This is a genomic window from Sphingobium sp. VMM (genome assembly GCF_056790315.1).
The window spans coordinates 212955-224629 of record NZ_JBXGSI010000004.1 but is presented as its reverse complement, the minus strand read 5'-3'; the positions used below and the strand labels follow the sequence as shown (position 1 = coordinate 224629).

Here is an 11675-nt window from a genome sequence, read left to right as displayed (position 1 = left end):
ATTCGTTTTACGGAAATGACAAATTGTTGCGGCCCGGCTATGGGCTTGCCTTGTCGACTATCGACCAGCCCGCAGGACGCGGGCCAGCCCATAATAAGATCGAAGACCATATGCAAATTCATCCGCTGATTACCGACAGCAAGACGCTTTCCGATTTCTGCGCCCGCATGGCCAAATCCCCCTATGTCGCGGTGGATACCGAGTTCATGCGCGAGAATAGCTACTGGCCCGAACTCTGCCTGGTCCAGGTCGCCGACTCCAGCGAGGCCGCGGCGATCGACCCCAAGGCGCCGGGGATCGACCTTACGCCCCTGCTCGACCTGCTGGTCAATAATGAGGACGTGCTCAAGGTCTTCCATGCCGGCGGCCAGGACATCGAGATCGTCCATAATCTGACCGGCAAGACGCCGCATCCGATGTTCGACACCCAGATCGCCGCCATGGCGCTCGGCCTTGGCGAACAGATCGGCTATGGCAACCTCGTCGACGCCTGGCTCGGCGTGCAACTCGACAAGGGCGCACGGTTCACCGACTGGGCGCGCCGCCCGCTCGACAAGCGCCAGATCGACTATGCGATCGGCGATGTCACCTATCTGATCGAAATCTTCCCCAAGATGCTGGAAGAACTGCGCAAGACCGGGCGCGGCGACTGGCTCGACCAGGAAATGGAGCGGATCAGTGATCCCTCCAATTACGAGAATGATCCGTCCGAAGCCTGGAAGCGCGTCCGCATCGCCAGCCGCAAGGCCGATGTCCTGGGTCGCCTCAAGGCGCTGGCCGCCTGGCGCGAGAAGGAAGCCCAGGACAAGAATCTGCCGCGCGGCCGCATCGTCAAGGACGAGACGCTGGCCGACATCGCCAGCCACCCGCCGCGCGCGCAGGAGGATCTGGGCAAGGTGCGCGGCCTGTCCGCCACCTGGAAGAGCAACGACATTGGCGGCCGGCTGATGGCGGCGCTGGGCGCGCACAAGCCGCTCGGCAAGGACGAGATGCCCGAACGCGATCCCAAGCGTCCGGGCCTGGGCAAGGATGGCGCACTGGTCGCCGACCTGTTGAAGCTGTTGCTCAAGATCCGCTCGCGCGACATCAATGTCGCCCCGCGCCTGCTCGCCCGCACCGACGATATCGAGGCGCTGGCCGCTGGCGTGCGCGACGATCTCGCGATCCTGGAAGGCTGGCGCTATGACCAGTTCGGCCGGGATGCGGTGGACCTGGTCGAAGGGCGCCTGGCCTTTGCCGTCAAGAATGGCCGGCTGAAAATGACGCGGACCGAATGAGGAGACGGACGATGCGGATGACGATGATGGCGATGATATTCCTGCCCCTGACCGCCTGTGCCGGGACCAATGGTGAAGGCCCCGACTCCGCATCGCCGCCTGCCATGGCGCAGGGGCCGTGCAGCCATGACGGGCTCGACCGCTTCACCGGCCAGAAGGCGACGGCCGATTTGGGCGCGGAATTGCTCAAGGCATCGGGCGCGAAGACGCTGCGCTGGGGCGGCCCCAATATGGCCATGACCATGGACTTCCGCCCTGACCGGCTGACCGTCAGCTATGACGATCAGATGGTCGTCACCAGCGCCCGCTGCGGCTGACCCGCGCGCGCCCTCATTCGGCGGCGCGCGGCAACTCCACTACCGTGCTCCCATCGAGCGCGGTGATCAGCACCACCGCCCCCTCGGCGCCATAGGCGCCGTGCAGGGCGACGATAGAGGCCTTCACGGCCACCGCCTCGCCGCGATTGCTCAGCAGCATGGTCTGCACGCATTGCGCGCCCTGCCCCTGCATCGCCCGCTCCAGCGCCTGGCGGAATGCTGCGCGGCCATGGGTCAGCACCAGATCGGTCAGTTGCACGCCCATCACCCGCTCGCGCGGCAGGCTCAGCATGTCGGTGAAGGGCACATCGACCGCGTCGATCGTGCCGCGCACCGACAGGCGGACATAGCCGACATCGCCATGGGCGGTCATCGCCTCGATGATCGCGGCCTTGGCATCGGCCAGCCGATGGCGGCGCACATCCTCGGTAATGTCGCGGAACATGATGACGGTTGACCTTCCAAGGGGAAAACTCTGCAGCCGCAGCCAGGCGCCGTCGGCAAAGGGGGAGGGAATATCGGCTGCGCTCGGCTCGCCGCCGCTCACGGTGCGGCGCACATGCACCTCCATCAGACTGCCGCTGATGGACGGCAGGACGACGTCCAGCTTGGGGCCGACCATCTGCCCCACCGGCTTGCGACAGATGGCGCTGGCGACCCGGTTGACGAAGTCGACGCGCATGTCCTGGTCGCAGATGATCACCGCCTGATCGACCCAGTCGGCCAGCGCGAACAATTTCTCCTCGGCGCTTTCCTGACCGGCGCTGCCCGACTGGGCTTTCAGCGCCCGGAATTCGTTGACGCCCAGCAGCACATGAGTCGCCCGGCCATGATGGGTGATGTAAAGCGGCGTGCGTGTCGCCATGTCGCGACATTCGGAAAAGCCGCGGACCAGGTCGGCCGCGGTGACGACCGGACTTTCGGCCGGATAACCACCCTCTCCCTCCATTCCATCACTCCCTACTGGGTTCAGATGGCGCGTAACGCGCTGGGTCATGTCCCTTGATGCCATAATTATCGGCCCTCCATCAATCGGACAAAAACAGAAGCAACATGCCTTCCTCGGGACGGGACGGCTTCAAGAGGGAATGACGGGCATTTCCGCATCCTGTTTCCTTTGCTCAGGCCGGAAACGCGTGTTTCCGGTCCATCTGCGTGCCCATGGCCATCACGACCAGCACCGGCACCGCCCAGATTGTCGACATGGCGTAGAAGAATTTGGTGAGGTAGGCGGGTGACACGATCACCGCGACCTGAACCGCCGCCACATTCAGCTGGAAGGCGGCGACGATGATCGGCCAGCGCCGGCTGCTCAGCATCGAAATGATGATCTTGAACAGCAGCGAGGCGCATTCGATCGCCAGGATCGTGCGGATCAGCACCGCCTCCGGCCGGATGGTCAGGACCGCCGTCTGGGCCAGGATGAACCCTGCCCAGACGCCGACGATGCTCCAGCGCCCGGTCGCGCCGCCATAGCGCACCACGAAGATCGAGGTGGCGATCAGCGCGATCGTATAAGCGAGGAAGATCTGCACGATCCTGCCTTCCGGTCCGGTCGCGTCAGGCGACCAGGCGCAGGGCGTCGGCCTGCTTTTCTTCCAGCGCGCTCCACGGGCTGTAGCAGCCGTCGGCGCGTTCGGCCTGATTGGTCTTCATGCGGATCTTGGTCGCTTCCAGATGGGCGCCCAGCAGCTGCTCGCGACTCTGCATCATCGTGTCGATGCAGCCATGGAAGCGCTTGAACAGCTTCTGTCCCTGTTCGGGGGCCAGGCCGATGGTGCGGGCGGTGTCGATCATGTCGGCGCTCATCCGCAGCGTATGGGCCAGAACATCGTCCAGCTTCACATAGGCATCGCGGACCTGGCCGCTCAGGTTGAAGAAGGTGTCGTCCGACATGTGCATTTCGCTCTTGGCGGCGCGCTCGGCGCGGCGGGCATTGGACATGGCAAGGCTCCCTTTTTAGGCCAGCGCTCGCTGGCCCATCAGATGGTTGGATTGTTGGAGACCGTCAGCCGAACAGATGATTGAGCCAATATCCCATCGTGATCAGCGCGGCCAGGGAACCCCCTGCCCATAACGCGACCCGGAAGATGGTCGTCAGGATCTGCCATCGATTCAGCCCATGCGGTTCCCCTCCCATGGTTGCCAGAATCCGGTTACCCAATTGGCGCAAACGACCCTTTTCCTGCCGCTCTGCACCAGCCGGGATGTCGCCGGTCCGGGTCGGCCTGCTTGGTGCCGACGCCTCCTTCTCACCCGCCATCGCCGGTTCAACAAGCGGCTCCGGCTTTAATTCAAATTGCTTGAATTGCGCGTTTTTCTCGGCCTCTACCAATATCCGGGCGGCTTCGCGCCGATCCTTGGCGCCCAGCGCCACGGTCGCGCGATAGACATATTGGTCGACCGTGCCGGGGGTCAGCGATGTGCGCTGCGCGATCTGCTTGGAGGTATAGCCCTGTGCCACCAGCCGCAGGCATGCCCGCTGATTATCGTCCAGACTGGCAACCGCATTCGACATTCCAACCCCTCTGATCGCCCACAGGGAATCATGCCCCGGAACGGATGTAAACTTCTTCTATGATCAATTTTTTATGATGCCGGCCAAGCCATTGATTTATATCAGATACACTTCATCCATATCGGTGAGACGAAAAAGGCGACGCCTGTGGGCATCGCCTGTTTCCGTTACGGAATCCAGTCATGACATGACTCGATCCGCAATAGCTGCAATCGGGAGCCCGGATAGCGCCCCGAAAGGCGCCGTCTACAGTTCCAAGCCGATCAGCGTACCGCTGCCGATCCGGTCGACATAGCGCTTGCCATCGACCTCCAGCCAGTCCGGCGTCACTTCCAGCCGGCGCCCGTTGATCGTGGTCCGCAGATGCTCGACCGCAAGCCGGTTGCGCGCAACGATACGCAAAACGCACAATCCGTCGCCCCGCGCCGCCATCATCGAATAGCGGTCGCCACGCAACAGGAAATGCCAGCTGCCGTCATGCGGCTTCCATTCATTGCCATCGATCACCTGCATCGGCGTGCCGTCGGCCGCGCCCAGCCTGACGCTGATCCGCGTCGCCCCCATGGATCGGCGCGGCGGCGCGAAGATCAGGATCGGCTCGCCGTCCAGGGTGATGGGAATCGGCGTATCGCGCAGCATCCGCGATCCACCGACGATCAATTGCGGCAATTCGTTGGAGAAGGGCAGGCGATCGCGCGCGAAGTGGCGCTGGCGCACCACCGGATTGGCATGGAAGCTGTGGACCTGATTCGCGGTCAGCCGCCCTTCCTCCACCAGCCCGTGACAGGTCGGGCAGAGCAGCGTCGCCCCCGGCCCGTCTGGCAGCCCCAGATAACGATAGATGGTCACCCCGCAGCGCACGCAGGCAAAGCCGCAGGACTGCCGAATCTCGGCCCGCTGATCGGCCGTCAGTTCCGGCAACAGCGGCATTACGCGCAAACCCACCATCAAGGCGCCCCCTTTTTCCCGCCGTCCGCCTGATGCGGATCGACGTTGCTTGTTCCTGGCGTCCTCGTGCGGGTGGAAAGCTCTGCCGGCCCCTGGGCTCCTATTGGTTAAAATAAATGCGCCCAAGTCAAGGGCCTAGACATTATGTTCGACAAGAAAATGGCGGATTTCGTGCGCTTTCCGTGCGCACCGCCCCTGCTCGACCGCTCAGCGCTGGGGCAGCAGGTCCAGGTTGCGGGCCGCCGCAATCGCCCGAATCCGGCCCGGTCGCGGCATGTTGCGGATCGCGATTTCCGCTACGTCACCGGCGCTGAACAGCTCGACATTGCCGACATTGAACAGCCGCTGGCCGAAGGTCTGCGTGATGCGCACGCTGCGGATGCTGGACAGCGCGATCTCGGTCCGCTGCTTGGCCAGCAAGCCACGCTCCAGCAGCACTTCGCGCTCGCTCAGCGCCAGCCGCTCGCCCTTGTGCATCACCCACCACACGCCGATCGCCAATATGCCGACCACCGAAACCAGCAGCAGCAGGAACAGGAAGGGATGCGCCCGGACCATCGCCGGATGCTCGTCATATAGCCATGCTTCGCTCACGCCGTCTCCCTCGTCTGGCTCCAGCGGTTTTTCACCATGGCCCCGGCGCGGCGTCAAGGCGCCGTCCGCCGCCCCCTGTGCGAGCGTCATGGTTAACCAAAAATTTCCCAATATTTACTAGCGATGGCCTCCGATTGGGGATGAATCATGGCCTATAGCCTGCATGATATTGGTGACGAAGACCGGGACCGTTCCGGCCATTGGCTGAATGACAAGCAGGATCAGCGCCGCGCCATCGTGCCGCTTCGCCTCATCCTCATCGCCCTGTTGATGGGGGCGCTGCTGCTGGTCCTGATGCGCCATGTGCTGCCCGCGTCGACGACGGCTTCAGCACCATCCATCGACGCCCCCGCCACCATATCCACCCGTTTTGCCGCTTGTGACGATCTGGACGGCCAGGCCTGTGTCCTCGCCACCGACGCCTATGCCTATCAGGGCCGTCGCTACCATCTCGCCGACATCAGCGCGCCGCGACTCGAAGGCGCTGCCTGCCCGCAGGAAGCCGCCCTTGCCCGCGCCGGCCGCACCGCGTTGCAGGGCATGCTGAACGGCGGCAGCTTCGAAGCCCATGCCGATCCCGCCGACAGTGATCCGACCGCCCGCATCCTGCTGCGCGACGGTGTCTCGCTGGGCCAACTCCTCATCCTCAAACGCTATGCCCGCCCCTGGTCGACCAAGCCAATCGACTGGTGCGCGGCCGGCTAAGACCGCGATCCCGCACGGGGGCAAAGGCGGGACGTTCCAGATTGGGACCGACAGCGCCCGTATCCGCCATTTGCGCATTGCGCGTTAACCAAGAAAATATCCCATTCGTTGCTCCATCATTGCTATGAAGCATCATGGTTGAAACGAAGCCGAAACGGACAAGGCTGACGGAGCTGGACGCGTTGCGCGGCATCGGCGCCTTGTGCGTGCTGGTCTTCCATTATTCGACCCGTTTCCATGAGCTGTTCCCGCAGGCCAGCCATGTGCCCTTCAGCTTTCCCGGCGGCAATTACCGCGTGCTGCTGTTCTTCACCATTTCCGGCTTTGCAATCTTCTTCACGCTGGACCGGATCGGCACGGTCGCCGACTTCATCGTCAACCGCTTCGCCCGCCTCTACCCCGCCTATCTGGTGGCGATGCTGGTGACGCTGTCGATCGAATATCTGGCGCAGGCGACCCAGTTGCTGGTCGGCCCCTTTGCGATTCTCGCCAATCTGACGATGCTCCAGGGCTTTGCCTTCATTCCCGAAGTGGACGGCGCCTATTGGACGCTGACGGTGGAGATCGCCTTCTATTTCTGCATGGTCTCGATCTGGAAATGGATCGGCCTGCGGCATCTGGAACCGACGCTGGTGGTCTGGCTGATCCTGCGCTGGGTCATGCAGCTCTGGCCCGACATCGTGCCCGAACGGGTCGTGATGCTGCTGGTGCTGCGCTATACGCCCTTCTTCATCATCGGCATGCTGGCCTACCGCATATGGGCTGGGCAACGCAGCTGGCAGCAGCAGGCCCCCTATGCCGCGCTCGCCCTGCTGTCGATCGCGACCATGGAAACATGGGACGTGACCATTGTCGGCCTGGTGCTGATGGCGACCTTCGCAGCGCTGATCCGCAATCATCTGCGCTTCCTGGCGATCCGGCCGCTCGTCTGGATGGGCGGGATCAGCTACAGTTTCTACCTGATCCACCAGCATGTCGGCTTCGTCGTCATGCTGGAAATCGCCAGGGCCGGCTACAGTCCCTGGATCGGCTTTGCCGCCGCCTTCCTGGTCGCGCTGACGCTCGGCACGCTCATCAACCGCCTGGTCGAGCGACCAGCAGGAGAGATCATCCTGCGCTGGTGGAAGAAGCGGCGACGGGCGCCCGGCCCGCTCGCGGAAATCGCGCCGAGCGGATGAGGGCGCTGCCGCAGCGGCAGCGCCCCCTTGTCATCAGGGCTGCGCGACCGGCGCGGCAGCGGCCGCATTTTCGGGCAGGCCGCCCAGTTGCGTCACCAGTTTCGTATAGGCGTCGAGATAGGCGAGCACGATCACCTGACCGATCTCGGTATTCTGATAGCCACCGCCACCGGCGCCGGCAAAACCGCCCCACCAGCTCGACCCGCCGCTGGCGTTGAAGCTCAGGTCCGACTTGCGGGCATAGCCTTCGGTCAGTGCCTCTTCCTCGGTGGTGCGGGCATTGACGACCGAGAGGGTGACATTGGCCTCGCTCTTCTTGACGTTGATGCCGCCAGCGATCCGGCCCCAGGTGCTGCCACCCATGAAGCCGCCGAGCACGCCGCCCAGCGAATTGCCGCCGCTGTTGCGGTTTGAGGAGACGATGTCCGGCTCCAGGAAATAATCCGCCGCCTTCACCTGGCCACGGCCCAGATTGCTGTTCGCCTGCAATTCGCCGTTGTCGGCCATGGCGCGTTCCATGTTGCGGCTTGCCATCGACCGGCCACGATTGACCAGGCCGAAGCAGCCCGACTGCTGCACGAAGATCTTCAGGATCGCCTCGGGGCTGCCCAGATTGAGTTCGCGCCACCACTGATTGTCGGGCTCGACGATCGCAACGGTGCCAAGGCGCTTGGTACAGCGCGGGATTTCCGCCTGCTTTCGCGACTGTTCCTGACGGGCCGACGAACCCTTTTCGGCGGCCATCGCCATCGGCGCGGCCGAACCAAGGCAGACCGCAGCCGCAGTCAGCATCTTCAATACACGCATTTTCAAAAACCCCGTTTCCTGTCTGGTCGAGAGAAATTGGTGCGCCCCGGATATTTTTCTGGAACGTAACACAGCCGCAAGGGGCTTCCAAGCAAAGGGGGTTAATGACGATGCTTGTCATCGCACCGCAATTTCACGTGCCATGCACAGCGTGATCCTGCTGACAGCGCCCGCAACTGCTGCTATCGGGCGCCGATGACCGACCTGTCCCATATCCGAAACTTTTCGATCATTGCGCATATCGACCATGGCAAGTCGACGCTGGCCGATCGCCTGATCCAGCGCACCGGCGGCCTGACCGACCGGGAGATGAGCGCGCAAGTCCTTGATAACATGGACATCGAAAAGGAGCGCGGGATCACCATCAAGGCGCAGACCGTGCGCCTGGACTATACCGCCAAAAATGGCGAGACCTATGAGCTCAATCTTATGGACACGCCGGGCCATGTCGACTTCGCCTATGAAGTGTCGCGGTCGCTGGCCGCGTGCGAGGGCGCGCTGCTGGTCGTCGACGCCGCGCAGGGCGTGGAAGCGCAGACGCTAGCCAACGTCTATCAGTCGATCGAGCATGATCATGAGATTGTGCCGGTGCTGAACAAGATCGACCTGCCCGCCGCCGAGCCGGAAAAGGTGCGCGCGGAAATCGAGGAGGTGATCGGCCTCGACGCGTCGGAAGCGGTGCTGGCGAGCGCCAAGTCGGGCATCGGCATCGACGATATCCTGGAAGCCATCGTCACCAAGATCCCGCCCCCCAAGGGCGACCGCAACGCCCCGCTGGAGGCGATGCTGGTCGACAGCTGGTACGACCCCTATCTGGGCGTCGTCATCCTGGTGCGCGTGGTCAACGGCGTCATCAAGAAGGGGCAGGCGATCAAGTTCATGATCGGCGGCACCGAGCATCTGATCGACCGCGTCGGCTGCATGCGCCCCAAGATCGAGGCGCTGCCCGAACTCGCCGCCGGCGAGATCGGCTTCATCACCGCCCAGATCAAGGAAATCGCCCAGACCCGCGTCGGCGACACGATCACCACGGTGAAGAATGGCGCCGCCAAGCCGCTGCCGGGCTTCAAGGAAGTGCAGCCGGTGGTATTCTGTGGCCTGTTCCCGGTCGACGCCAATGATTTCGAGAAGTTGCGCGAGTCGATCTCGAAGCTGCGCCTCAACGACGCCAGCTTCTCGTTCGAGATGGAAACTTCGGCCGCGCTCGGCTTCGGCTTCCGCTGCGGTTTCCTCGGCCTGCTGCATCTGGAAATCATCCAGGAGCGTCTGAGCCGCGAATATGATCTGGATCTGATCACCACGGCGCCGTCGGTCGTCTATGACATGCATATGAAGGATGGTCGCACCCTTCACCTGCACAATCCGGCCGACATGCCCGATCCCAATCATATCGAGATGATCGAGGAGCCCTGGATCGAGGCGGTGATCTACTGCCCCGACGAATATCTGGGCTCGATCCTGAAGCTGTGCCAGGACCGTCGCGGTATCCAGAAGAACCTCACCTATGTCGGCGGCCGCGCTCAGGTGACCTATGAACTGCCGCTCAACGAAGTGGTGTTCGACTTCTATGACCGCCTGAAGAGCATCAGCCGTGGCTATGCCTCGTTCGACTATCACCAGATCGGCACGCGCGAGGGCGACCTCGTCAAGATGAGCATCCTGGTCAACAACGAGCCGGTCGATGCGCTGTCGATGATCGTCCACCGCTCCGCCGCCGAAGCGCGCGGCCGCCACATGTGCGAGCGCCTCAAGGATCTGATCCCCCGCCACCTGTTCAAGATCCCGATCCAGGCGGCGATCGGCGGCAAGGTGATCGCGCGCGAGACGATCGCGGCGATGCGCAAGGACGTCACGGCGAAATGCTATGGCGGCGACATCACCCGCAAGAAGAAGCTGCTGGAGAAGCAGAAGGAAGGCAAGAAGCGGATGCGCGAATATGGCAGCGTCCAGATTCCGCAGGAAGCCTTCATCGCCGCGCTGCGCATGGGCGACGAGAATTAAGCATCATCCATCGGGGTGGAGGCCATCGGGCTTCCACCCCGATTTGCTATTGCCTGCCGGCGCGGTCGCGCGTCAGCCCTTGCTGTCGGCCGCCCGCTTATAGCCGTCGAGTTGCTCCACCAGCACCTTGTCGACGATCGGCGCGATCGGCGCTAGGCCAGCGCGCATATAACCGCCCACCGAATAGGTCAGCGTCACACGGCTGCCGCCCGGCGCGGCCGCAATGGCGAAGTCCAGCACGCCGGTCACGGCTTCGCTCTGCAGCGGCCCCAGAGCCCCGCTCAGCCGCAATCGCTGGCCCGGTGCCGCATAGATGACCCGCGCATGTTCGATGCCGCCTGAGGCGCCGTTTCCGCTCTTGTCGCGAAGGGTCTCGCAGAAGCAACCCCCGGCCTTCGCCTGCAGCACCATGTTGCGCGCATCGCCGCTATAGGTGTGGGCGCTGTTCCACCAGCGCCCCGGCTCTGCCAGCAGCGCATAGGCCGCGTCGGGCGCCAGCGCCACGTCCACGCTCGCCTGCACGACAAAGCCGGCATCGCTGCTGGCAACCACCCCACCCTGTCCGGGCGCGGCCGCCAGCGCCATGCCGGCGCCTGTCAGTATCGATTTGATTGGATAGGCCATGTCCCCTCCCCGCCTTGTCGCCGGGGAGGGAGAATAGCTCAGGCCGGAACGCCGTCCAAGATGGCGACGATCGCGCCGCTGACGTCGTTCATGTCGGCCATGCCGTCGACGCGGCTGACGATGCCGCGCGCTTCGTAGATCGGCAGGATCGGTGCGGTCTTGGCGCGATACTCGGCCATGCGGGTACGCACCGTTTCCTCATTGTCGTCGGGACGACGCTTGAACTCATGCCCGCCGCACTTGTCGCACGTACCCTCGACCTTGGGCTGCTTGAAGACATCATGATAGCCTTCGCCGCAGGTCGCGCAGGTGAAGCGACCGGTAATGCGCTCGACCAGCGCATCCTCGTCCACTTCCAGCTCGATCACATGATCGAGCGTGCGGCCGCGATCGGCCAGGATGGTGTCGAGCGAATGGGCTTGGGCCTCGGTCCGCGGATACCCGTCGAAGATCACGCCGGTATCGGCCGCCAGCGCATCAAGCGCTTCGCCGATGATGCCCGAGACGACCTCGTCCGGCACCAGCGAACCCGATTCCATCAGCGCCTTGGCCTGAAGGCCGACCGGAGTCCCCGCCTTGACCGCAGCCCGCAGCATGTCGCCGGTCGACAGCTGAACCATGCCACGGCTGTCGACGAGCCGCGTGGCCTGGGTGCCCTTGCCGGCACCCGGAGGACCAAGCAGAATGATATTCATTGCGCGCATTC

At 63.6% G+C, this 11675-nt stretch carries 14 protein-coding genes; 5 read left to right on the top strand and 9 right to left on the bottom strand.

Features of this window, described 5'->3' with window-relative positions; all coding sequences use genetic code 11:
- The first annotated feature begins 110 nt into the window (after window positions 1–110).
- On the top strand, window positions 111–1277 hold the full coding sequence (gene rnd / locus ACUCV3_RS07520; protein WP_010337305.1) for a ribonuclease D: 1167 nt from the start codon (window positions 111–113) through the stop codon (window positions 1275–1277).
- 11 nt (window positions 1278–1288) lie between these two features.
- Complete coding sequence (locus ACUCV3_RS07515; RefSeq protein ID WP_010337304.1) at window positions 1289–1594, top strand: I78 family peptidase inhibitor; 306 nt, start codon at window positions 1289–1291, stop codon at window positions 1592–1594.
- A gap of 13 nt (window positions 1595–1607) precedes the next feature.
- On the opposite strand, the gene ACUCV3_RS07510 is transcribed toward ACUCV3_RS07515, so the two are convergent.
- The 6 genes from ACUCV3_RS07510 to ACUCV3_RS07485 form a co-directional block, all read right to left on the bottom strand.
- Window positions 1608–2543 carry a PAS domain-containing protein gene (locus ACUCV3_RS07510; protein ID WP_010337303.1) on the bottom strand — a complete coding sequence of 312 codons (936 nt, stop codon included), beginning with the start codon at window positions 2541–2543 and terminating at the stop codon, window positions 1608–1610.
- Between the two features lie 172 nt (window positions 2544–2715).
- A complete protein-coding gene (locus tag ACUCV3_RS07505; protein WP_004208689.1) occupies window positions 2716–3129 on the bottom strand; it encodes a hypothetical protein in 414 nt (137 codons plus the stop codon).
- A 25-nt stretch (window positions 3130–3154) separates the two neighbouring features.
- Window positions 3155–3538, bottom strand: coding sequence for a hypothetical protein (locus ACUCV3_RS07500; protein WP_004208690.1), 384 nt, complete (start codon window positions 3536–3538; stop codon window positions 3155–3157).
- 64 nt (window positions 3539–3602) lie between these two features.
- Window positions 3603–4112, bottom strand: a complete 510-nt coding sequence (locus ACUCV3_RS07495) for a helix-turn-helix domain-containing protein (RefSeq protein ID WP_010337302.1) — start codon at window positions 4110–4112, stop codon at window positions 3603–3605.
- 246 nt (window positions 4113–4358) lie between these two features.
- On the bottom strand, window positions 4359–5042 hold the full coding sequence (locus ACUCV3_RS07490) for a hypothetical protein (RefSeq protein ID WP_010337301.1): 684 nt from the start codon (window positions 5040–5042) through the stop codon (window positions 4359–4361).
- A 225-nt stretch (window positions 5043–5267) separates the two neighbouring features.
- Window positions 5268–5654, bottom strand: a complete 387-nt coding sequence (locus ACUCV3_RS07485) for a PH domain-containing protein (protein ID WP_029547676.1) — start codon at window positions 5652–5654, stop codon at window positions 5268–5270.
- A 147-nt stretch (window positions 5655–5801) separates the two neighbouring features.
- Between ACUCV3_RS07485 and ACUCV3_RS07480 the strand changes: the two genes are divergently transcribed.
- Window positions 5802–6359 carry a hypothetical protein gene (locus tag ACUCV3_RS07480; protein WP_010337299.1) on the top strand — a complete coding sequence of 186 codons (558 nt, stop codon included), beginning with the start codon at window positions 5802–5804 and terminating at the stop codon, window positions 6357–6359.
- Between the two features lie 134 nt (window positions 6360–6493).
- Window positions 6494–7537: an acyltransferase family protein gene (locus tag ACUCV3_RS07475; RefSeq protein ID WP_010337298.1), complete on the top strand. Its 1044-nt coding sequence runs from the start codon at window positions 6494–6496 to the stop codon at window positions 7535–7537.
- 33 nt (window positions 7538–7570) lie between these two features.
- Here ACUCV3_RS07475 and ACUCV3_RS07470 read toward each other — a convergent pair whose 3' ends face one another.
- Window positions 7571–8344, bottom strand: coding sequence for a CsgG/HfaB family protein (locus ACUCV3_RS07470; protein ID WP_029547675.1), 774 nt, complete (start codon window positions 8342–8344; stop codon window positions 7571–7573).
- 195 nt (window positions 8345–8539) lie between these two features.
- On the opposite strand from ACUCV3_RS07470, the gene lepA reads away from it, so the two are divergent.
- Complete coding sequence (gene lepA, locus ACUCV3_RS07465) at window positions 8540–10345, top strand: translation elongation factor 4 (RefSeq protein ID WP_010337296.1); 1806 nt, start codon at window positions 8540–8542, stop codon at window positions 10343–10345.
- Between the two features lie 72 nt (window positions 10346–10417).
- On the opposite strand, the gene ACUCV3_RS07460 is transcribed toward lepA, so the two are convergent.
- Both ACUCV3_RS07460 and ACUCV3_RS07455 read right to left on the bottom strand, forming a co-directional pair.
- Complete coding sequence (locus ACUCV3_RS07460) at window positions 10418–10969, bottom strand: SRPBCC family protein (RefSeq protein ID WP_048938083.1); 552 nt, start codon at window positions 10967–10969, stop codon at window positions 10418–10420.
- 38 nt (window positions 10970–11007) lie between these two features.
- Window positions 11008–11664 carry an adenylate kinase gene (locus ACUCV3_RS07455; RefSeq protein ID WP_004208699.1) on the bottom strand — a complete coding sequence of 219 codons (657 nt, stop codon included), beginning with the start codon at window positions 11662–11664 and terminating at the stop codon, window positions 11008–11010.
- Between the last annotated feature and the right edge of the window lie 11 nt (window positions 11665–11675).

Bases quoted from the DNA above. Each gene is read 5' to 3' on its own strand.
- rnd (WP_010337305.1), top strand. From the start codon at position 111: ATGCAAATTCATCCGCTGATTACCGACAGCAAGACGCTTTCCGATTTC.
- ACUCV3_RS07515 (WP_010337304.1), top strand. From the start codon at position 1,289: ATGCGGATGACGATGATGGCGATGATATTCCTGCCCCTGACCGCCTGT.
- ACUCV3_RS07510 (WP_010337303.1), bottom strand. From the start codon at position 2,543: ATGGAGGGAGAGGGTGGTTATCCGGCCGAAAGTCCGGTCGTCACCGCG.
- ACUCV3_RS07500 (WP_004208690.1), bottom strand. From the start codon at position 3,538: ATGTCCAATGCCCGCCGCGCCGAGCGCGCCGCCAAGAGCGAAATGCAC.
- ACUCV3_RS07495 (WP_010337302.1), bottom strand. From the start codon at position 4,112: ATGTCGAATGCGGTTGCCAGTCTGGACGATAATCAGCGGGCATGCCTG.
- ACUCV3_RS07490 (WP_010337301.1), bottom strand. From the start codon at position 5,042: ATGCCGCTGTTGCCGGAACTGACGGCCGATCAGCGGGCCGAGATTCGG.
- ACUCV3_RS07480 (WP_010337299.1), top strand. From the start codon at position 5,802: ATGGCCTATAGCCTGCATGATATTGGTGACGAAGACCGGGACCGTTCC.
- ACUCV3_RS07475 (WP_010337298.1), top strand. From the start codon at position 6,494: ATGGTTGAAACGAAGCCGAAACGGACAAGGCTGACGGAGCTGGACGCG.
- ACUCV3_RS07470 (WP_029547675.1), bottom strand. From the start codon at position 8,344: ATGCGTGTATTGAAGATGCTGACTGCGGCTGCGGTCTGCCTTGGTTCG.
- lepA (WP_010337296.1), top strand. From the start codon at position 8,540: ATGACCGACCTGTCCCATATCCGAAACTTTTCGATCATTGCGCATATC.
- ACUCV3_RS07460 (WP_048938083.1), bottom strand. From the start codon at position 10,969: ATGGCCTATCCAATCAAATCGATACTGACAGGCGCCGGCATGGCGCTG.
- ACUCV3_RS07455 (WP_004208699.1), bottom strand. From the start codon at position 11,664: ATGAATATCATTCTGCTTGGTCCTCCGGGTGCCGGCAAGGGCACCCAG.